The sequence below is a fragment of the Pseudomyxococcus flavus genome, assembly GCF_050038885.1.
In the GTDB taxonomy this organism is placed as follows: domain Bacteria; phylum Myxococcota; class Myxococcia; order Myxococcales; family Myxococcaceae; genus Myxococcus; species Myxococcus flavus.
This window is the reverse complement of the sequence record NZ_CP143624.1, coordinates 655,058-675,097: the sequence shown is the minus strand read 5'-3', so window position 1 is coordinate 675,097 and position 20,040 is coordinate 655,058. Positions and strand designations below refer to the sequence as shown.

Here is a 20,040-nt window from a genome sequence, read left to right as displayed (position 1 = left end):
CATGCGGGAGGAGCGCCATGGCTAGAACCGTTTGGTCCCGGGGCCTGATGCTGCACGCCGGCCCCCTGAGCGAGGCGGACCGCCAGAAGCGCCAGGAGCTGGTCAAGCCGCTCCTCTACATCACGCACACCACCGGGCCCTCGGTGGCGCTGCGGTGGATGTCGCGGCCGATGCTGGGCTTTCCGCGCCGGCCGTTCCAGGTCTACCGGCGGCTGCGCACGGGGGACGACCTCAACCTGCACGGCCAATTGCTGGCGGCGGGCGCGTTCGCCGTGCCGGCCAACACGAAGTGGACGTGGGGCAGCAACACCATGTTCGACGTGGCGCTCCGGGTCACCCTGGCGGCGGGCAACTCGCTGACGGTGGTGGCGCGGGACACGTATGGTGAGCCCCTGCCTGGCCAGCGCATCACGTTCAGCGGGTCTGGCTGGGGGCGCTTCCGGGCGCACGGCATCGCCAGCCTGGGCTTCAGCGGCGTGGGCACGGTGAACACGCTGGTAGGCATTCCCCAGGAGACGCTGGTGAACCTGCCCTCCTGGAACCAGCCCATCCAGGTGGTAGGGCTGCCCTACAAGGCGGGAGAGGCGGCCGCGCCCGTCTATGACGGCGCCGTCCTCCAGGGCTACGCGCCCGCGAACAAGACGGGGTACGACGCCGCGCAGCTGCGGCTGAAGATCGCCGCGCTGATGCAGGTGGACCCGCCGCCGGTTCCTGGCGTGGTGGTGTCCCCGGCCTGGCCCGCGCCGGACCCGGAGCTCTTCCTCCAGGAGATGGTGAACGGCCGCGCGGGCTCGGGCGGGCGCTCCTTCTTCCGGGCAGTGCGCGCATGCCTGTCGCAGACGGTGGACAGCGACCCGACGCGGCAGCAGCGCGACTTCGTCGTCACCCAGGTGCTGGATGGGCTCGTCCAGGTGGGCCAGAATGTGCCTCCCGAGGGAACGACGACGTTCCGCCTGCCGGTGGTCAGCACGTCGATGGTGAACGTGGCCACCGACAGCTTCGCGGCCACCGGGCTGGGGTACGGCACCATCGACCTCCCGCCCCCGGCCACCGTGTCCGCGCCCAAGGGCGGCGGGCTGAACCTGCCGCTGCCCTCCTCGTATGTGCGGCCCACGGGCATGGTGGACCTTCCCCATGACTACATGGTGGTCGCGCCCTTCCACGTGCTGGCCCAGGTGATGGGCACCCAGGTGGAGTGGGACGTGGAGCTGGCCGCCATCGCCGAGGTGCGCCCGGAGCCCCTGCCCGCGCAGTCCCTGACCGCCTCGCTGCTGTCGCGCGACAGGCCGCCGTCGCGGGATACGCAGGCGTACGAGTCCCGTCGGCTCGAGTGGCTGCCGTCGCTCCTGCCCCAGTCCTATGGCCTGGTCGCGGAGCGGGCGGGCGCCACGCCCGTCATCCTCAACGTGCCCCGCCTGGGCGGCAAGGGCTACCAGCCCTATGTGCCAGCTCGGCCGGGGACGGTGGAGGGCGTGGTGATGCCCGGGACCCGCTCGCACTACGTGGACCGGTACGGCCGGCAGCCCTCCAGCGGCAGCAACACCACGCGCTACTTCGTCATCGGCACGGATGTCTTCGGCCGCTGGTCCACCACCTGGACGCAGGCGTCCTTCAACTCCACCGCGGACGCGGTGGCCCGGCCCGGCGTGGACAAGGTGATGTTCGAGCCCAACCCGGGGGAGACCGGCGCCACCCTCCATGGCAGGTGGGTGGTGGACTTCGCCTGGGACTGGGGGGACCGCAGCCCGCACACCCTCGAATTCACCGGGCGCTTCTTTCCCGGCGAGGGCGTGGAGCCGGACCCCGCGCCGCCCGCGGGCTTCGCGCTGACGCCGGCGGGCGCGGGGACGCCGGTGCACGTGCGCTTCGACGCCGCCGAGCAGCCCTACCTCGCCAGCGCCGCCCACGCGGGGCAGGGCACCGTGCAGGTGCTGGGGGCGGTGGCGGACGGCAACTCGGACGTGCGGCGCTACCGGCTCATCCTGGACGGCGGCGCGGTGGACTTCACCGCGTCCCTGAAGAAGGTGGGCTATGCCGCCTATGCGCGCGGCAGCGAGGCGGTGCGCCCCGCGCCTCCCGCGCCCGGCGCGTGGAGCGCGTCGGTGGGGCCTCGTGTCACGTACGTCTTCGACCCCACGCCGCCTTCCGTGGACCTGACGCCGCCGCAGGTGAAGTGGACGTCGCTGCCGGACGTCACCGGGAAGGCCCGCGCCCGGCTGACGTGGGATGGGGACCCGGCCGCGGACGGCTACATGGTGTGGATGGCCACCGAGTCCGCACTGGCGAAGAAGGCCAACCTGGCCCTGCCCGAGGGCATCCAGGAGCGCGCGCTGCTGCTCAAGGACACCGTGCGCAAAGCGGCCATGTCCGGCGACGAGGACTCCATCCGTGTCTTCACCCGCCTCAACGAGAAGCCCCTGAAGGTGAAGGAGTTCGAGGCGGCCCTGCCGGGCTCGTCGGGAATGCTCTTCCTCTATCGCTTCTCCGCGGTGTCGAAGACGGGCGTGGAATCCACGCGCTCGTCGGAGATGTACGCAGTGGGCGTGCCGGAGCGGGTGCAGCCGGGCCAGCCGGTGCTGATGGCGCGCTCGGAGCCGGGGGGCATCCGGCTCACCGTGCACCCCGGGCCCGGACCCGAGGCAGACGGCTTCCGGCTCCACCGCGTCCGCCGCGAGGTGCAGGCCCGGGACGTGGGGCTGATGGGGCCCGCGGTGTACGGCCACACCGCGCCGCAATGGCAGACGGAGCTGGTGCCGAAGTCCCTGGGCAGCGCGGAGTTGGTGGAGACGCGGGTGCTGTTGGACGCGCAGGCGCCATCCTGGTTCCCGTTCTACTACCGGGCGCAGGCGCTGGGCGGCATGCAGCCTGACGACCCGGTGATGCATGGGCGCTACCCGGGCGAGTCCGAGGCGTCCAGCGTGGTGGAGGTGTTCCACACGCCGCCGGCTCCGCCGTCGCTCGACTTCCTGGGGAACACCTGGGTGGACGCGAATGACGGCGTCAACATGCTCACCTTCCAGACGGACCTGCCACACCGGCTATCGCCCCTGGGCGTGGCCCTCATCGAGCTGTACCAGACGGGCGTGTCGGCCCGGGGCGTGCCCACGCGGAACCGGGTGCTCCAGGCGAAGACGCACGAGCTGGCGGCGCAGGGGGCGTTCCCCAATCCCGACGACATGGTGGGGGGCGTCATGCAGTCGGGGCACCTGCTGCAGTTCTTCCGCAGCCCGAACAACGCCTTCCCCGCGCAGTACCGGCTGTACGTGAAGCTGCTGGGAAAGACGGAGCTGGTGACGGACCCGCAGACGCAGCAGTCGTACCCACGGCCCATCTGGGGCTCACCCTTCGTGCTGCGGCTGGTGGATCCGCTGGGGCGGGCCACGGAAGTGCCCATCGCGCAGTTGTTCAACGGGCCGTAAGGAGAGGGGCCACGCCATGACTGTTGTGATGAACGTCCTGAGCAAGCTGGGGATGCAGGCCTTCGGCCTGGCCATGCCCCGCATCGCCTGGAGCCCCTGGGTGGCGAATGGGGTCACCTTCACGTCCAGGGAGGACCCCGATGGGCAGCCCCCCCTCACCCTGCGGGGCCTGGTGGAGGGCACCAACACCCCGGCGACCTGGATTGCCCTGATGGCGGGGACGATGCGGCAGGTGGACACCACGGCCAACCTGCCCCTGGGCGTGCCGCTGGTGCGCGCGGACGGGACGCCGGAGCAGGGCACGGGGGTGCTCGTCACGCTCTTCCCGCAGCTCTACGCGCGCCTGTCCCGCCTGTACTGCGAGCTGCTGGAGACGCCCGCGGTGCCAGGCAACCCGGTGAACCCGCGCGGCGTGCCGGTGCGCCCGGTGCCGAAGTACTTCTTCTACTCCGCGCAGGACATGACGCCCAACCTGGCGCTCAAGCTCAACGGCGGGGTGAACCCGGGAGACGAACTGGGCCAGTACGAGGACCTGCGCATCTACGACGTGCACGGGCAGCCCATTGACCCGCTGGCGGTGTTCTCCGCGCTCAACATCCTCCTGGCGTACCACCCGTCGCTGATGTGGATGCCGCTGCTGCTGGTGGACCCCCCGGCGCAGAACCTGCTGGGTTTCGTGGCTCAGGGACTCTCCCAGGGCAACCCGAACCGGGTGAGGCTGCGGCTGTGCGGCCCGGAGGGTCAGCCCCACTCAGGCGCGGGCCTGGGCGGCATTGGCGCGGTGGATGCCGCCACCGGCCTGTGCGACCTGACCGATGGCCTTGGGGGCACCGTCACCCGGAACGATGGCCAGCCCGCCACGCTGGTGCTGGGCTCGCCGCACCGGGGCACGCTGGGGGTGGCCTTCACGCCGCCCACGCCGCTTCCAGACCTGTCGGGCGCCATCACCGGCGCCCAGCCCGGACCGCGCCCAGCCATGTTCCGGGACTTCTTCACGGTGCGGGTGATGGACCTGGATGCGTTCCTGCTCGGCACGCCGGACCCGGACTTCGCCCGCGCCAACGGCGTGGCGCTGGAGCAGCGCCCGGCGGTGCGCATGGCGGAGACGCTCACCCCGCTGCCGGACGGCAACGACGTGCTGGGGGCGGCGCAGGCGGTGCTGGCGGGGGCTCCCCCCAACAGCCAGTTCCAGTGCGTGGCCCAGGCACTGGACGACACCTTCACGGTGCCCGCAGTGGTGGGCGCGGGCTCGAAGTGGCCCGCCTTCGCGCCGCAGCCTGCGACCGGGCCCGGGGCGCTGCCGCCCGACTACCTCGTCACGCGGAGTTTCTCTGGGACCGCGGCGTACATCACCGTGCAGGGGACGACCACGCCGGACGTGCTGCTGACGCTGAACAACCTGGAGCCGGGCACGGCGGTGCACGTCTTCCCCCGGAAGTTCTCCGAGGACGCGGTGGTGACGCGGGGCGACGGGGCGGGCGCGGTGGTGGCCACGAATCAGACGTCCGTGTCGCTGGTGCTGAAGGACCCCTTCGGCCTGGTGGGCCTCGATGGGACGGTGAAGAGCATCCCGGCCAACGCGGTGCTGCGCTACGACCTGGCGCTCGTCAGCGACCAGTTGATGAATGGCGCGCTAGTGGCCCGCATCTTCGGGAACCAGGACGTGAGCATCGCCTCCAGCAGCACCGTGCCGGACACCAATCTGCCCGTGGCGCCGGTGGCCAACGCCTTTGGCCTCGCCGGCGTGTACAAGAGCACCTGCAGCGCCCGGGTGCTGGGGCTGACGCCGCCGGGAGCCGGCAGCGCGCTGGACCTGCTCTGGGGCCTGGTGGGCGTGGAGCCGGAGAATCCGGGCGCGCCAGGGCCCGTGGGGCGTGAGCCCCCGCGCTTTCCCACCATGGCGTGCCGGGACCTGGTGGTGTCCAGCTTCTCCAGCGCCGTCATCTCTGGAGGCCGGCTCACGCCGGAGACGCTGTCCGCGCAGTCGCGCCTGGGCTCACCGGGCGGGCCGGGGGGGCGCGAGGTCCAGCCCGTCGGCGTGTCCACCTCGGGCGGGTTGCTGAGGCATGACCTGACGGTGCTGGGGCTGCGGCGCACGCGGTTCCTCCCGACGGGGCTGGTCGTGCTCTTCGGGTCGGACTGGGATGCGCCCGCGGCGCCCGCGGCCGGCACCTTCGCGGGCGCGGTGCTCCAGAACACCGCGCCGCTGGCCGAGATGCCGGGCCTGTACTTCCTCAAGGATGAGATGGGCGACTACGCCACGGCGCGGGCCGGGTGGACGAACCCCGCCAACAACTTCTCGGACCTGGTGGACTGGATCGACACCCGGCTGCAGGGGAAGACCGTCACGGTGGACGGCAACGACATCGAGGTGGCGGCCCCCACGCGGCAGATGCTGACGGACATCCGCGACGAGGTGAACCAGGCCGTCACCGACCTGAACCTGCCCGTGGCCACGGCCAACCTGCGCAAGCAGCGGCTGTTCCAGGAACTGGACCGGCGCGTGGTGACGGCGGTGTACGGACGGCGCGACACCGAGTGGGCGCTGCGGGCGGCGCTGGGCCGGGCGCGGCGGTTCGTCTACATCGAGACGCCGGGCCTGGGCACCACCCGCCTGGTGCAGGGCACCCAGACCCCCGCGCCCGAGGACCTCTTCAGCGTGCTGCTGGCGCGGATGATGGAAGTGCCGACGCTTCAGGTGGTGCTGTGCACGCCGAGGCAGACGGACTCCCCGCCCCGGTTCCAGAGCTTCATCGACTACGAGCTGAAGGACCGCCAGGCGCGGCTGGACTCGCTGCCAGCGGACCGCAAGCGCGTCTTCCACCCCATGGGCTTTCCTGGCCGTCCGAGCCGGCTGGCGACGACGAGCATCATCGTGGATGACACCTGGGCGCTGGTGGGCTCCAGCACGCTGCGCCGCCGCGGGCTGACGTTCGACGCCAGCAGCGACCTGGTCTTCACCGACACGGTGTACGAGCAGGACGTGTGCCCCTCCATCGCCCACTTCCGCCGGACGCTGATGGCCCGGAGGCTGGGCATCCCCGCCACGGAGGGCAACATGGCCCACCCCGGCTTCGTGCGCCTGGGGGACCTGTCCACCGCGTTCGACGTGGTGTCGGAGGTGCTGGAGACCGGCGGGGGCGGCTTCGTGGAGCCGCTCAAGCGCACCGCCGACGCGGCGCCCATCACCGACGCGCTCCTGCGCCAGGCCAACCCGGATGGCAAGGCGGTGGCCGAGGAGACTTCCCTGTGGGCGGAGCTCTTCGCCCTCGAGTACATGTCCTGAGCGGGGGAGGCGAGGCGTCCAGCGGTGGAGAGTGCCTGGACGGCGCGGCGGAGACGACTTCATTTTCGTGGACGGCGCCTGGTGGGGCGCCACGCGCCGGAGGGCAGCTGGCTGCGCACGCGGCCGGTGTCTGGCGGGGCGGATCGGGCCGGTGCAGACTGCCGACCTGAGCTGAACCCAGCCCTGACGAGGATGCTACGGATGAGCGGGCCGAAGACCAAGCCGACGGACGCCTCGGTTGAGGACTTCCTGGCCGCTGTCGAACCGGCGCGGCGACGCGATGAGGGCCAGGCCGTCTGCGCCCTGATGCAGGAGGTCACGGGCGAGGCGCCGGTCCTTTGGGGGCCGTCCATCGTCGGCTTTGGCCGCTACGCCAACGTCACCGCTGACGGCAGGTCCACCGACTGGCCGCGCATGGGCTTTTCGCCACGCAAGGCCGCGCTGACCCTCTATCTCGCCTCGACCCCGGAAACGGAAGCGATGCTGGCGCGCCTGGGGCCGCACACGACCAGCGTGGCCTGTCTCTACATCAAACGGCTGGAGCAGGTGGACATGGGCGTGCTGCGCGAGCTGTGCGTCGCGAGCTGGGAGGAGATGAAACGCCGCTATCCCTGAGCCGCTTGTTTCGCGCACGGACGGGCGGATTGCGGGTGCTCATGCGCACCCTTATCGTCGCCGCCGCCCTGTTGTCCGCCTGCGCCACGGCGCCGCTGAGGGCCGGGTCGAGACGGTCGACTTGCTGCTGACCAAGCACAAGCCCAAGGCTGACGTGCGCCGCTGCGCCAAGGCGGGCTGCGGTGTTCTGCTGTGGCCCGTGCCCACGCCGCGCGCCACCCGTTTCCACGACCTGCGCCACACCACGGCAACGCTGTTGCTCAAGGCACGGGTGCCGCTGGCGGTTCACTGTCCCAAAGGCGCGGGCGAATGCATCGAACGCCTGATGTCACACACGAGAAGCCCGGGTAGCGGCCCGCAACCCGCTCTAGAATCGCCGATATGAGCACTGCACCGTACCCCATTGGTTCCCCCGGACGTCCCTGGGGCGAGGCGGAAGTCACGGCCTGGCGGTCCCGCCAGACCCGCAAGCGCAGCTACGCGGCCGACGTGCTGAGCGCGATAGAGCGCCTGCGCGCGCGCTTCGACGTGGTGCAGTACGGCCTGCTGGACTACCCGCCGGACACGTACCCGCTGTTCGCGCTCGCGAGCCGCGACTGGCGCGACGGGTTGCCGGTGGCGCTGGTCACGGGTGGGGTACACGGCTACGAGACGAGCGGCGTCCACGGCGCGCTGCAGTTCGTCGAGCGGCATGCGGCTGGCTACGCGGGCCGCATCAACCTGCTCGTCGCCCCATGCGTCAGCCCGTGGGCCTACGAGCGGATCCACCGCTGGAACATGAATGCCATCGACCCGAACCGCTCCTTCCGCGAGCCCAGCCCCGCGGAGGAGTCGGCGGCCCTCATGCGACTGGTCGCCCCGCTGCGCGACCGCGTGCTCGTGCACGTGGACCTGCACGAGACCACCGACTCGGACGAGACCGAGTTCCGCCCCGCCTTGGCCGCGCGCGACGGCAATCCCTTCGAGCCCGGCCACACCCCCGACGGCTTCTACGTCGTGGGTGACACCGAGAACCCGCAGCTCGACTTCCAGCAGGCGGTCATCGCCGCGGTCGCGAAGGTCACCCACATCGCCCCGCCCGACGCCGACGGTAAGATCATTGGCTCTCCCGTCGTCGCCCCGGGCGTCATCCACTACGCACTCCGCCAGCTCGGACTGTGCGGTGGCATCACGCGCGCCCGCTACGTGACGACCACCGAGGTCTACCCCGACAGCCCGCGCGCGACGCCCGCGCAGTGCAGCGACGCGCAGGTGGCGGCGGTCACGGCGGCGCTCGATTACGCGTTGGCGCATCCGTAGGGGCCGTGCCAGGCCAATCTCGACGTCGAGCGCACGCCACGCTCGACCTCGTGGCCGTGACGGCTCACGAGGCCGAGCCGACGCAGGCGACGCCGGTGGCCGCGGCGCGGGACCCGCTGGCGTGGGGGTAGGACTTGCAGCGCGCGTGGGGACGGCGCACGGGAAGCGGGCGGGGGCGGCGCGAGCGCCGGGGAGCCCCCGTGAGTGGGAAGAGGCCTCGCAGGTGCGCCGCGCGAGGCGAGGACTTCAGGGTGGCGTGTCGTGCCTATCGCGCCCCGGCGGCTGCGTTCCGAGGTGCAGGCTTCGGTACATCGCCTGCCGCCTCGGCGATGGGCCGGGCGTACCTGACGAGAGACAGCAGCATCTTGCCCGGCTCTTCGTTCATGATCTCGTGGGCCGAGTTCTCGAACCAGACCAGGTGCTTGATGGGGGCGTGAAGGCGCTCGAACCATTCGGCCGCGACGCTTGCCGACACGTTGTAGTCGTGCCGGCCATTGAAGAGGAGCATCGGGCACTCGAGCCGGGTCACGTTGCTGAAGTCGGCCCGCAGTACGGCGGGGAACAGCTTCTCCTCGGAGAGCTCGTTGGCGGTCCACACCGAGGCCAGATCGGCATCCGTGTACTCCGGAGAGAGCGCGAAGCCCTCCGCTTCGGCCTGGCCACCCGTCCGCCCGTGCACCTGGCCACCATAGAAGCCGAGCCACTTGCGCTGGACTGCGACGACGGGCAGCTCGAGCGCAGCGCCATGCGTCGCGTAGGGCGCGATCGATTGCAGCTCCCTGATCGCCTCCCCGTTTCTGGCTGCGCGTGCCCTGTCCATGGCAAATCGCCATCCGCGCCGTTCGCTCTCCAGGACATCGGTCGCCTGTCCCATTCCGATATACGCGTGCAGCCATTCCGGGTGACGTTGCGCGACGGTCAGGCCGAGGTAGCTGCCCCACGAATGTCCGAGCAGGAAGATCTTCTCCTTGCCGAGCTCCTTGCGTGCCCAGCGAATCATCTCCTCGGTATCGGCGATCATCCGCTCCGCCGTCATGGTCGCCGCGACCGCGGAGGGGTCATTCGCCAGGTAGGTTTTTCCGGCACCGCGCTGATCCCACTGGATGACGGTGAAGTACTCCTCCCACCCCCGCTGGAAGTACCAGCTCGTCGGCATCGACACGAAGCCGGGACCTCCGTGGAGCATCAGCAACACGGGATTCGCCCGGTCAACGCCGCGGATCGAGACCCATTGGTCGATCCCGCCGATGCGGATCTTCTCCAGCCGCTCCACACCCATGGGGGTCACGATCCGGCGCAGGTTGGCGACGATGGCGGTCGCTTCGCGCCGGCTGCTGGGGCCAGCCTGCTCCCTGGCCGTAGAGGTGCCCGCACAGCTCGTCAGGAGGATGGCCAGGCAGCAATTACGGAAGAGGTTCGTCATCTCGGTCCCGGGACAGTACGCAGGTGCTCGCATAGGGGGCATCGCCCGCCTCCTTCCATTCTCTTCTGGCAGCGCAGGCTTGCACGAGCCTGACAGTCGGTGATTGTTGCGGCGCCTTCGCCACGGGAGGAGTAGCGTCCGTCGACAGGGAGGGGACTCATGCGTGCGCTCCTTGTCGAGGATGAGCCGGAACTCGCGCGGCTGGTGGCAAGTGAAGCAACGTCCCAGGGCTTCTCGGTCGACGTCGTGGCTTCGGTCACCGAGGCCCGTAGCGCGCTCTACCTGGGCGCCTACGCGATCGTGCTTCTGGACCGCCGCCTGCCCGATGGCGACGGCCTGTGCCTGATTCCCGAGATCCGTGCCAGGCAGTCGGAGGCGGGCGTGCTGGTGATCAGCGCGATGGGAGATGTTCCGGAGAGAGTCGCAGGCCTGGATGCGGGTGCGGATGACTACGTGGGAAAGCCCTTCCATGCAGACGAGCTGCGGGCGCGCATCCGCTCGGTGCTGCGGCGGCCAGCACAGGCGCGACAGCTGCAGCCGGTGCGCTGCGGCGCCATCGAGTACGACCTCGGCTCCAGGCAGCTGACGGTGCAGGGAAGGCCGCTGCTGCTTCGCCGGCGCGAGGCCTCGCTGCTGGCCGCCCTGATGCGCCGCGCGCGGCGGGTCGTCCAGCGCGACACCCTCATCAAGGAGGTCTACGGGTTCGACGAGGAGCCCAGTGCCAACACCCTGGAAGCACACATCTCCAGGCTGCGACGGCGGCTCGAGGATTGTGGCGCGGGGGTGGTGCTGCACCCGGTCCGGGGCGTCGGCTATCTGATTGACGAGCCATGAAGCGTCTCACGGACTCACTGGCGCCGCGCCTGATTGCGGCCGTCCTCGCAACGCAGCTCATCGTCATCACCGGGCTGATGCTGTTCTGGATGGTGTTCTCCCACTCCGTCTCGCACGACGATTTGTCCGCCGCGACCTCCCAACGTCGCGTTGCCGAGTCGATCACGCTGGACCCGGCAGGCAACCCTCGCATCGAGCCCTCGAGCGCTCTGCGCGCCTATCAGGCACGACGTCCGCAGCTGGCCTACGCCGTGTACCTGGACGGCCGCCTGGTGCCCGGCTCATCGCAGCAGCTTGCCCACGCGATCTCTCCACGCGGCTGGGGCGCACCTGGCGCGAACCTCGAACCGGCGCCCACCCTCGCCGACCTGTACCGGCACTTCCCTGACCTGCAGTGTGTGCAGCTGCTCGGTGAGTGCGGAGATCCGGTGATCGCCTTCGGAGATGGCCAGCGCGCGAACGTCTCGATGTTCCCGGTCCACGGCATCGGGACCGCGGTCGTCGTGACGAGCGGCAATCGCCTCGGACTGGATGACCTGCCAACCGCGCTGCTGACGCTGATTCCGCGCGTGATGAAGCTGTTTGGTTCGGCCGTCCTCGCCACCGTCCTCGTGCTGCCACTGATGCTGCGTCGCGCGCTACAACCCCTCACGAGGGCTGCCAACGCCGCATCCGGCATCGGCCTCGAGACGCTGGACCAGCGGCTGTCGCCCGATGGCGTGCCCAAGGAGATCCAGCCCTTCGTCACGGCCATCAATCAGCTGCTGGAAAGGCTCGAGCGCGGCGTCTCCCGCCAGCAACTGTTCGTCGCCAATGCCGCGCACGAGTTGCGCACTCCTGTGGCGATTCTCTGCGCCCGGCTCGACTCCCTGGGCGACAGCCCTGGCACGCGCGACCTGCGGCGGGATGCGACGCGGCTGGGGCTGATGGTCGACCAGCTGCTCGCGGCTTTCCGCATGCAGGGACAGACCCCGGCGGATTGGAGAGCGCTGGATCTCGTCCAGCAGCTGCGTGAGCTCATCAGCGACATGGCGCCGCTGGCGCTGCGGAGCGGACGAGCCATCGCTCTGGAAGCCGCATCGCCCTCAGAGATGGTGCTGGGACAGGCCGATGGCCTTCGGTCGGCGTTGGCCAACCTGCTCGACAATGCGCTGCGCGCCGAGCCCGCTGGCGGGACGGTGATCGTCAGGATGGAAGCCAGCACGTCCATCGTCACGGTCGACGTCGTCGATCACGGCCCTGGCGTCGAGGAGTCCGACCGGGAGAACATCTTCGAACCGTTCTGGCGCCGGGAAGGTCAGTGGAGCGGAACCGGGCTGGGGCTGGCCATCGCCCGCCGCATCTCGGAAGGCCACGGCGGCAGCCTGCAGCACCTGCCCACAGAAGGCGGCGGCGCGACATTCCGGATGCGGGTGCGAAGAGCTCCCGCGGGAAGAAGCACCGACCCGTCAGCGTGCTGCAAGGATTGAGGCGCGTACGGGCTCTCCTCGCCGGCCAGGTGCTACCCAGGAGGGGGGCAATGCGTGGAACGTTGCTGTGCTGGCTGCTGGTGTCGTGCGCCGCGGGGTGTGGTCCTTCGGCGGAGCCTGGCCCCGGCAAGAGCAGTGAGCTGGCGCTGCGCGCAGGGGCGTCCGTTGACGAGGCTCCGCGCTGCGGTGTGGCGCTGCCGCATTGTGCCGAGGGGCTGGCGTGCATCACGGTGCCGCTCACCTCCGGGGCGATGGAGTCGGTGTGCGTGAACGCCGACGCGGTGTGCGAGCAACTGGAGTGCGCCTCGGGCGAGTGCGTCGTGCTCCTCTCCTACCCGGGCCGCGTGATGTTCAAGTGAGTGGCTGCTGACTCCGAGGCGGTGGGCGTGAGCCGCGAAGCGACTGCCACGCGCGCCGTGAGCCGGCGGAGGCAGAGTGACCCATGACTGCGGCCGGTTCGACCGGCCCGGAGGAGAGGCGATGGGGAGACCCGTGTACTCCAACCTCACCTTACTCGACGGGTTCATCTGCGACGAGCGGCGCAACTTCGACTGGGCGGTGCCCGACGAAGACGTGCACGCCTTCGTGAACAAGCGCATGCGTGGCATCCTCACGCACGTCTATGGCCGACGCATGTACGAGACCCTGCGCGCCTGGCAGGACTTCGATCTCGCGGTCATGGTCGACTTCGCCCACCTGTGGAGGGGCGCCGTCAAGGTGGTGGTCTCACGCACGCTCGAGACGCCGACCACGCCGCGCACGAAGCTGTGACGCGAGCTCGACCTCGAGGCGCTCCGGCGGCTCATTGCGGCCTCCGACGGCGACGTCGCTATCGAAGGTCCGACGCTCGCGGCCGACGCGCTGCGCGTCGGGCTCGTCGACGAGGTCTCGCTCTACGTTGCTACGCCTGCTGGAGAAAAGTGGGGCCCTGCCCGCGCAAGGGCCTGCGGACGCGCTGGACTGAGGTGGACGTGCGGCCCCCTCCCCGAAAGCAGCCCCGGTGCGCCTTGCTGGCCGTGCCATGGAGATGGCTGACAAGAACGCCCTCCAGCCGAGGGGGGATGGCATGATTGTGGAAGTCCCCCTGGGCGTGGCCACCACGCATCGCCCACACGAGAGGCACATGGGTCTCGATCTGAGCTTCCAAGTCACGGAGTCCGGCGGAAGGCGCAACGCCGATGAGCCCCCTGTCCCTGACCGGACCTATGTGACGCAGGTCCGCCTGCGGCGCGGCTGGTTGGGGTATCGCGAGCCCGAGAAGCACGAGGTGCTTCTGGACTTCACGCGCCGGCGTCGCATCGAACTCGATGAGGACGCGAGGACGTACACCGACGAGTCGATGTACGCGGCCGTCTGTTTCCGGCATTTGGAGTTGCCCAACCGCGAGCTCATTCGCGAAGTCATCGCGGCCGGCCAGGGCGACTTCTCGGACTTCGAGCCCGTCATCATGGAGCATCAGCTCTCCGTGCTCGACAAGGCGCGGGGACGAACGCTCGCGGATGCGGCGGCGCCCAAGCGCACCGGGCTTGGAGGGCTGCTGCGCTCCGCCTTCTCCGGAACCCAGAAGCAGAGTGACATCTCCGCGACCTCCGAAGCAGGGCACACCGTGTATGCCACCGCGGAGGGGCGTCGGCTGTTCGCGTACTCGGATGACGGCACCCACGTCGAGCCCGACCTGGGCAGACGTTTCGTCCAGTTCCTCCGTGACCGTTACCACGGCCATCCGCTCATCCTCGAACGGCTCGCCTCGGAAGGTCGAGTGCCGCGTGAAATCCAATACAGCGCGAAAGAGATGCGCGGCTCCCCTGGGAGCACCGTTACCTTGCGGCTCCAGTCCGCCAACGCCGTGCCCGACAGCGGGACTCCACTCGATGGCTATCGCCGCGTGGTGCGGGGACGGCCCGGACTGCCGGACGACGCCACACTGGAGCGCGTGACGCTCGGCGCAGCTCCGGACAGCACCCAGGTGCGGGAGCAACGGCAGATGGAAGCGAAGGAGTCCGTGGACGCCGGCCGCATGCTCGAAAGCGTGCTCGCGTTCTTCGAGCTGGCCTTGCAAACCGGTGAGGCGGTGCCGGGGCTGGGGGATGTCATTCAGAGCATCCCGGACGAGGACGTGCGCCGCTTCCGGGCGGTCATGTCGCGGCCTCCGACCGACGAGGCCTCAGCCAGTGCCATGGCTCCGGCACTTGTCGAGCTCCGTGCTGCGGCGGGGCGCCATGCGCACGTGCTCAAGAGCTTGGAAGCGGGGGCCCGTCGAGCCCTGGGGGAGGCCCAGGAGGCGCGCGCGCTGTTCCTCCAGGTCATCGAGGCCAATCCATACTTCACAGGAGCCTACAAGGACCTGGGGGACCTCTGTATCGAGGCCTGGGACATGGGCGCGGCCTGGCTGTGCTGGGATGCGGCGAGGAACATCGCGCCGGGCCACCACCTGCTGAAGGACGTGAGCGCGCTGGAGGAGATGCTGGCCACCGAGCATCCCGAGTACTTCTGACCGCGTCACCGCGCTCCATGTGAGCACGAGCGCTGGGCGCCCCGCTCGGGACGGCCCGGCGGGGGCAGCCCAGGCGCGACGCGCCAGGGTGGGGCGCTGGGTTCCCCGCCCGCCAAGCTACACGGGCCTCATTCCCCACGCAGGAGAGGAGGAAGGGAGGGGGCCCCAGGCGGCGGCCAGGAAGGCGCCGATGAGGGAGAGACCGCCGCGTGTGGACTTTCGCAGAATTGCTTGGGAGGCCCGCGTGATGCGCCGATGGTGTGGAGCTCAGCGGACGCTGCTCAATGGACAGGCACCCTCGAAGAGATTTTCGGGGAGCTGTAAGGCATTGAGGGAAGTGGGCCCTCCTGGATTCGAACCAGGGACCAATCGGTTATGAGCCGACAGCTCTAACCGCTGAGCTAAGGGCCCTCATGCGCCAACCAACCGCGTGACGGATTGCATATCGCCGGGCGCGCAGTCCTGGCAAGAGGCCTCGTTCCACCCAGGCTCCACCGAGTTTCCCATCGAGCCTCAGCGCTTCCGCTTCGCGCCCGCCCTGGGCGCCGACGCCTCCTTCGGCACCTTCACGCGGTAGGCATCCCCACGCTGCGCCACCTCCACGCCCTCGGCCCGCAGCCGCCGGGCCTGCTCGTGTGCCACCTGGGGCGCCAGCGTCCCGTCCGAGCGGATGACGCGCCACCAGGGCAGCGGCACGTCCGGCTGGTGGGGCAGGGTGGCCATCTCCCGGCCCACGCCGCGCGCCGCGCCTGGACGGCCCGCGTAGAGCGCCACCTGGGCGTAGGAGCGGACCTGCCCGCGCGGGATGGCCCGCACGGCCTGCCACACCGCCTTCGAGAAGGGCGGGGGCGTCTTCGTCGGCTCGGACTTCTGCGTCTTCGTCTTCGCTCGGAGTGCCACGGTCCCGGACTCTAGAAACACGAAGGCCCCCGGTCCACGAAGGGAGCGGGGGCCCTGTGCGAGCTCAGCTCAGGAGCGGCTCAGCTCTCCACGAAGGAGCGCAGGCGCTTGGAGCGGCTCGGGTGGCGCAGCTTGCGCAGCGCCTTGGCCTCAATCTGACGGATGCGCTCGCGCGTCACCTCGAAGTCCTGGCCCACCTCTTCCAGCGTGTGGTCGGACTTCTCGCCGATGCCGAAGCGCATGCGGAGCACCTTCTCCTCGCGCGGCGTCAGCGTGGCCAGCACCTTGCGGGTCTGCTCCGCCAGGTTCATGTTGATGACCGCGTCCGCCGGCGACACGAGGCTCTTGTCCTCGATGAAGTCGCCCAGGTGGCTGTCCTCTTCCTCGCCAATTGGCGTCTCGAGGGAGATGGGCTCCTTCGCGATCTTCAGGACCTTGCGGACCTTGTCGAGCGGCAGCTCCATCTTCTCCGCGATCTCCTCCGGCGTCGGCTCGCGGCCAATCTCCTGCACCAGGTAGCGGCTGGTGCGGATGAGCTTGTTGATGGTCTCGATCATGTGCACCGGGATGCGGATGGTGCGGGCCTGGTCCGCGATGGCGCGGGTGATGGCCTGACGAATCCACCAGGTGGCGTAGGTCGAGAACTTGTAGCCGCGCTTGTACTCGAACTTGTCCACGGCCTTCATCAGGCCGATGTTGCCCTCCTGGATGAGGTCCAGGAACTGCAGGCCGCGGTTCGTGTACTTCTTCGCGATGGACACCACGAGGCGCAGGTTGGCCTCTACCAGCTCGCTCTTGGCGCGCTCGGCGCGGCGCTCACCCAGGCGGATGGCGTCGTAGTTGCGGCGAAGCGCGTCGACGGGGAGGTTGGCCTCCTCCTCGACCTTCTTGATCTTCCGCACCGCCGTGCGCACGTCGCGGTCCAGGACCTCCAACTGCTCCGGCGTGAGGTTGAGCTGCTTCTGCAGCTTCTTGCCGATGTTGGGGTTCTCCCGCGACTCCTTCAGCTGCGGGCGCAGCTCCTTCATGGAGACGTCGTAGCGACGCTCCAGGTCGCGCAGCTCGTCCTCGGCCTTGTCGACGCGCTCGATGAGGGACTTGAGGTTGATGACGATGCGGTCCACCTGCTTCTTGTTGAGCCGCATCTCCTCCAGGACCTCCATCATCTTGGTCCGGAGGTCCTTGATCTCCTGCTTCACTTCCTTCTTGCGGACCTCGGTCAGCTTCTTCTTGGAGGCCAGCTCTTCCTCCAGGACGTCGCAGTCCTGGGCGAACTTGCGGAAGCGCTCGATCTGCTTGCAGATCTGCTCGATCTTGTTCAGCTCGCTCTGCGCCAGCTGCGCCGGAGCGTCGCCCTCACCCACCTCCTCGGGCGCCTCGTCGCCGCCCTCGGACTGAGACTCCTCGGGCGCGTCCTTGATGACGTCGCGCACGCGCAGCTTGGCCGTCTTCAGCTTGTTGCCGATGTCGAGAATCTCCTCGACGGCGACCTTGCACGCGAGCAGCGCGCGGAGGACCTCCTTCTCGCCCTCCTCGATGCGCTTGGCGATCTCGACCTCGCCCTCGCGCGTGAGCAGGCTGACGCTGCCCATCTTGCGCAGGTACAGGCGCACCGGGTCGTTCGACTTGCCGCCCGGCTCGTCGTCCTCGTCCTTCTCGTCCTCGTCGGCGTCTTCCTTCTCTTCCTCGACGGTGACGGTGGGCTTGATCTCGTTGTTCTGGGCGGCCTTCTGCGCGTCGACAATCTCGATGTCGTTGTCGCCGAACATGCTCATCACGTCGTCGATCTGATCGGACGACACGATGTCGGCGGGGAGCGCGTCATTGACCTCGTCGTAGGTGAGGAAGCCCTTCTCGCGGCCCGCGGCGAGCAGGTCCTTGACCTCCTTGCGCTCGGCGACCGGATCCTCCTCGATGTCGTCCTCGACGGCGTCGGGGTCGACCTGGACAGCGGCGGCGGCCTCTTCCGCGGCCTCTTCCGGGTCCACGTCATCGCCCATCACCGGCGCCACGCCCTTCTTCTTCTTCTTGAGCTTCTCGGTGGCCTCGGCGACGACGTCCCTCGCGACGAGTTCTTCCTTCTCCTCGGCGCCCGCCTTGGCCCCCTTTGCCGTGGCACCGTCCGGAGCCTTCTTCTTGCGGATCACCGGATCCACCTTCTTCTTGGTGGGCTTCACGGACGCCTTTGAGGGCTTCTGCGTCGGCATTCGGGTACTTCTCCTTGAGCAAATTCAGGGGCTTGAGGCCTGGGCGAGCCGGCCGATCTACCGCAAAGTCAGGGTTTCTTACAAACGCGAACTCAAACCGGTTGCATGGGCGCCTTTGTTCCCGAGGAGGCAGGCTTGAGCTCCTCCAGGACACGCTTCTTGAGCGCCAACAGTTCCACGCGCTCCGCCAGGAGCTGGCGCGTCTCCTCTGTCAGGTCGAACGCCCCCGGCGTCTGTTCCGTCGCCCGCTTTATATAAACGAGCCGCTCGTCGATGCGCCGCACCATGATTTCCCGGCAGATGGACAGGAACGCCCCCTCCAGCTGCAGGGGGTCCGTGGGGAGCTGCCGCAGCGCGCCCTCGATGCCGCGCTTCACGGCATCCGTGGATTCGAAGAGCGCGTCGTTGGCGCCGTGCCCGGACGTCGCGTGGGCCAGCGCCATCCGCAGGCCCATGTGGGACAGTTCGTCACACACGCGGAAGGTGTCCCGCGCCATCAACCGTGGCTCTCTCAACACCGCGGCCACGTAAAAGGACTCCAGCGCGGGGGGAGGCTTCTCCAGGGGCGCGGCCGGACGGTTGGGGCTCGAAGGAGGTGCGTCCCCGCCAGCGGGCTTGGCGAGGGGCACCTTGCTGCGCAGGGCTGCCTCCACGTCCGCGGGGCGCCAGCCGAAGTGCTCGGCCACGGCGCCGAAGAGGGTGGCGCGCACCAGGCCCACGGGGACCTGGCCCACCACCGGCTTCAGCCGCTCCAGCGCCGCCATCTTTTCCTCGAAGCTTGCGGCCTTGCCCTCGGGCAGGAGCGAGGCGAACAGGTGGGAGGTGAGCGGCTGGGCGCCTTCCAGCAGGCGTTCCACGCCCTCCTGTCCCTCTCGACGCGCGAAGGTGTCCGGATCATCCCCATGAGGCAGCAGCGCCACTCGGGCGGTTGCTCCCGCGGCGAGCAGGGGACCGGCAAGCCGCTCGACGGCGGCGAGGCCCGCCGAGTCTCCATCCAGCAGCAGAATCAGCTCGCGGGCCTCGGCGCGCTTCAGCACCTGCATATGGCCGGCGGTGAGGTTGGTGGAGCAGAGCGCCACCGCGTGCCGGACGCCCACCTGGTGCAGGCCGATGGCGTCGAAGTAGCCCTCCACGAGCACGGCGGCCTTGCGCTTGCGCATCTCGTCGCGCGCCTGGTCCATGCCGAAGAGCGTCTCGCTCTTGTTGTAGAGCCGGGACTCGCGCGAGTTGAGGTACTTGGGCCCTTCGTCCGCGCCCACCAGGCGCCCGCCGAAGGCGATGGGCCGGCCCTCGGGGGCGCGGATGGGCACCATCAGCCGGCTGCGGAAGAAGTCGTAGTAGCCGTCGCCGGTGCCGCGCTTGAGCACCAGCCCGGCCTTCGCCGCCCACTCCAGCATTCCCAGCTTGTGGAAGCGCTCCGTCAGGGAGGCCCATTCATGGGGCGCCCAGCCCAGGCCGAACGCCACGGCCGTCTCCTCGGAGACGCCCCGGCTGGCCACGTAGGCGCGGGCGGCGCGGCCCTCGTCCTGGTGCCACAGCATGGCGCGGAAGTGCTCGGCGGCCTGGTCCGTGGCCTCCTTGAGCTGCTGCCGCTCGCGCATGCTGGGGTCCTGCTCGGCCTCCAGGTCCACGCCGATTTCGCGCGCCAGGTCCCTGACCGCGTCCAGGAAGGTCTTCCCCAGGTAGCGCTGGACGAAGGACACCGCGTCGCCGCTCGCGCGGCAGCCGTGGCAGAAATAGAAGCGCTTCTCCGGCACCACGTAGAAGGAGGGCGTCTTCTCCTGATGGAAGGGACAGCACGCCTTCCATTCCCGGCCGGCCTTCTTCAGCTCCACGTGCCGGGAGATGAGCCCGACGAGGTCCACCCGCTCGATGACTTCCTGGATCTTGTGCTCGGGAATCACGGCTCCCACCCCCTGGCCCACCCCAGGGTGGGGCCAGCCCCTCCATCCTGCCGTCCGGGGCTGACGTTGCCTGCCCACCGGCCGACCTGGCGGATCACTCCCGGGAGGGGGGCTGCCGGAGCGCTCGGAAGGGAAGGGGGTGGTCGCTGCATGGGGTGGACTCCTGGCCCCGGCGCGGGGCGCCCGCTGG

The 20,040-nt window shown here is 69.6% G+C and carries 14 protein-coding genes and 1 tRNA gene; 10 read left to right on the top strand and 5 right to left on the bottom strand.

Going from position 1 to position 20,040, the window contains the following annotated elements:
• The first annotated feature begins 17 nt into the window (after positions 1 to 17).
• The 5 genes from VZL07_RS02700 to VZL07_RS02680 all read left to right on the top strand — a co-directional run bounded on the left by VZL07_RS02700 (position 18) and on the right by VZL07_RS02680 (position 8,619).
• Positions 18 to 3,419, top strand: a complete 3,402-nt coding sequence (locus VZL07_RS02700) for a hypothetical protein (RefSeq protein WP_426753753.1) — start codon at positions 18 to 20, stop codon at positions 3,417 to 3,419.
• 16 nt (positions 3,420 to 3,435) lie between these two features.
• Positions 3,436 to 6,705 carry a hypothetical protein gene (locus VZL07_RS02695; protein WP_426753752.1) on the top strand — a complete coding sequence of 1,090 codons (3,270 nt, stop codon included), beginning with the start codon at positions 3,436 to 3,438 and terminating at the stop codon, positions 6,703 to 6,705.
• 201 nt (positions 6,706 to 6,906) lie between these two features.
• Positions 6,907 to 7,320, top strand: coding sequence for a DUF1801 domain-containing protein (locus VZL07_RS02690; RefSeq protein ID WP_426753751.1), 414 nt, complete (start codon positions 6,907 to 6,909; stop codon positions 7,318 to 7,320).
• Positions 7,321 to 7,441: 121 nt separating this feature from the next.
• Positions 7,442 to 7,705 carry a hypothetical protein gene (locus tag VZL07_RS02685; RefSeq protein ID WP_426753750.1) on the top strand — a complete coding sequence of 88 codons (264 nt, stop codon included), beginning with the start codon at positions 7,442 to 7,444 and terminating at the stop codon, positions 7,703 to 7,705.
• Positions 7,702 to 8,619 carry a M14 family metallopeptidase gene (locus VZL07_RS02680; protein ID WP_426753749.1) on the top strand — a complete coding sequence of 306 codons (918 nt, stop codon included), beginning with the start codon at positions 7,702 to 7,704 and terminating at the stop codon, positions 8,617 to 8,619. The genes VZL07_RS02685 and VZL07_RS02680 overlap by 4 nt, the downstream gene beginning before the upstream one ends.
• Positions 8,620 to 8,884: 265 nt before the next feature.
• Here the strand turns inward: VZL07_RS02680 and VZL07_RS02675 are convergent, their stop codons facing one another.
• Complete coding sequence (locus tag VZL07_RS02675; RefSeq protein ID WP_426753748.1) at positions 8,885 to 10,042, bottom strand: alpha/beta fold hydrolase; 1,158 nt, start codon at positions 10,040 to 10,042, stop codon at positions 8,885 to 8,887.
• A 159-nt stretch (positions 10,043 to 10,201) separates the two neighbouring features.
• On the opposite strand from VZL07_RS02675, the gene VZL07_RS02670 reads away from it, so the two are divergent.
• The 5 genes from VZL07_RS02670 (at position 10,202) to VZL07_RS02650 (ending at position 14,839) form a co-directional block, all read left to right on the top strand.
• A complete protein-coding gene (locus VZL07_RS02670; RefSeq protein ID WP_426753747.1) occupies positions 10,202 to 10,876 on the top strand; it encodes a response regulator transcription factor in 675 nt (224 codons plus the stop codon).
• Positions 10,873 to 12,345, top strand: coding sequence for a sensor histidine kinase (locus tag VZL07_RS02665; protein ID WP_426753746.1), 1,473 nt, complete (start codon positions 10,873 to 10,875; stop codon positions 12,343 to 12,345). Before VZL07_RS02670 ends, VZL07_RS02665 begins: the two co-directional genes overlap by 4 nt.
• 50 nt (positions 12,346 to 12,395) lie before the next feature.
• Positions 12,396 to 12,704 (top strand): hypothetical protein, encoded by a 309-nt coding sequence (locus VZL07_RS02660; protein WP_426753745.1) that lies wholly within the window; start codon positions 12,396 to 12,398, stop codon positions 12,702 to 12,704.
• Positions 12,705 to 12,825: 121 nt separating this feature from the next.
• On the top strand, positions 12,826 to 13,116 hold the full coding sequence (locus tag VZL07_RS02655) for a dihydrofolate reductase family protein (protein ID WP_426753744.1): 291 nt from the start codon (positions 12,826 to 12,828) through the stop codon (positions 13,114 to 13,116).
• 352 nt (positions 13,117 to 13,468) lie between these two features.
• Complete coding sequence (locus VZL07_RS02650; RefSeq protein ID WP_426753743.1) at positions 13,469 to 14,839, top strand: hypothetical protein; 1,371 nt, start codon at positions 13,469 to 13,471, stop codon at positions 14,837 to 14,839.
• Between the two features lie 338 nt (positions 14,840 to 15,177).
• Here VZL07_RS02650 and VZL07_RS02645 read toward each other — a convergent pair.
• The 4 genes from VZL07_RS02645 to dnaG all read right to left on the bottom strand — a co-directional run bounded on the left by VZL07_RS02645 (position 15,178) and on the right by dnaG (position 19,859).
• Positions 15,178 to 15,250: transfer RNA gene (locus tag VZL07_RS02645), tRNA-Ile, on the bottom strand.
• 102 nt (positions 15,251 to 15,352) lie between these two features.
• Positions 15,353 to 15,739, bottom strand: coding sequence for an MGMT family protein (locus VZL07_RS02640; protein ID WP_426753742.1), 387 nt, complete (start codon positions 15,737 to 15,739; stop codon positions 15,353 to 15,355).
• Positions 15,740 to 15,819: 80 nt separating this feature from the next.
• Positions 15,820 to 17,946 (bottom strand): RNA polymerase sigma factor RpoD, encoded by a 2,127-nt coding sequence (gene rpoD, locus VZL07_RS02635; RefSeq protein WP_426753741.1) that lies wholly within the window; start codon positions 17,944 to 17,946, stop codon positions 15,820 to 15,822.
• Between the two features lie 92 nt (positions 17,947 to 18,038).
• Entirely contained in the window at positions 18,039 to 19,859 is a 1,821-nt protein-coding gene (dnaG, locus tag VZL07_RS02630) for a DNA primase (RefSeq protein ID WP_426753740.1), read from the bottom strand.
• Between the last annotated feature and the right edge of the window lie 181 nt (positions 19,860 to 20,040).

Coding starts and splice junctions, on each gene's coding strand:
- VZL07_RS02700 (WP_426753753.1), top strand. CDS start 18: ATGGCTAGAACCGTTTGGTCCCGGGGCCTGATGCTGCACGCCGGCCCC.
- VZL07_RS02695 (WP_426753752.1), top strand. CDS start 3,436: ATGACTGTTGTGATGAACGTCCTGAGCAAGCTGGGGATGCAGGCCTTC.
- VZL07_RS02690 (WP_426753751.1), top strand. CDS start 6,907: ATGAGCGGGCCGAAGACCAAGCCGACGGACGCCTCGGTTGAGGACTTC.
- VZL07_RS02680 (WP_426753749.1), top strand. CDS start 7,702: ATGAGCACTGCACCGTACCCCATTGGTTCCCCCGGACGTCCCTGGGGC.
- VZL07_RS02675 (WP_426753748.1), bottom strand. CDS start 10,042: ATGACGAACCTCTTCCGTAATTGCTGCCTGGCCATCCTCCTGACGAGC.
- VZL07_RS02670 (WP_426753747.1), top strand. CDS start 10,202: ATGCGTGCGCTCCTTGTCGAGGATGAGCCGGAACTCGCGCGGCTGGTG.
- VZL07_RS02665 (WP_426753746.1), top strand. CDS start 10,873: ATGAAGCGTCTCACGGACTCACTGGCGCCGCGCCTGATTGCGGCCGTC.
- VZL07_RS02660 (WP_426753745.1), top strand. CDS start 12,396: ATGCGTGGAACGTTGCTGTGCTGGCTGCTGGTGTCGTGCGCCGCGGGG.
- VZL07_RS02655 (WP_426753744.1), top strand. CDS start 12,826: ATGGGGAGACCCGTGTACTCCAACCTCACCTTACTCGACGGGTTCATC.
- VZL07_RS02650 (WP_426753743.1), top strand. CDS start 13,469: ATGGGTCTCGATCTGAGCTTCCAAGTCACGGAGTCCGGCGGAAGGCGC.
- rpoD (WP_426753741.1), bottom strand. CDS start 17,946: ATGCCGACGCAGAAGCCCTCAAAGGCGTCCGTGAAGCCCACCAAGAAG.